Below are 333 nucleotides of genomic sequence, written 5' to 3' on the forward strand. Positions count from 1 at the left end.
ACTTTAATCGATCGCAAATCACGGTTCCTTTGGGCATACCGGTTAAAAGATCGGACAACAGCAACTGTTAATGAAGCACTAACTAAGTTTCTAACAATTTTTAATGGTCCTGTGCACAGCTTTACTGTGGACCGTGGTACTAAGTTTAGTGGTCTAGTATCACTTGAATCACGATATGGTATTAAGACCTATTACTGCCATAATTATACTCCAGCTGAACGTGGTAGTAATGAACGATTTAATCGGAACTTACGTTATTTTTATCCTAAAGGGACTTGTTTTGAGCACATTAGTGCTCAAGATTTAACGACGACGTTACTCCAAATTAACCAG

1 protein-coding gene is annotated in these 333 nt (G+C 38.1%); it reads left to right on the plus strand.

What is annotated here, in order from left to right:
• On the plus strand, positions 1–333 hold a 333-nt coding region (locus FC07_RS14315; RefSeq protein ID WP_157050176.1), incomplete at both ends, for an IS30 family transposase.

Origin of the sequence: Loigolactobacillus bifermentans DSM 20003 (assembly GCF_001434575.1) — a bacterium.
Classification (GTDB): Bacteria; Bacillota; Bacilli; order Lactobacillales; family Lactobacillaceae; genus Loigolactobacillus; species Loigolactobacillus bifermentans.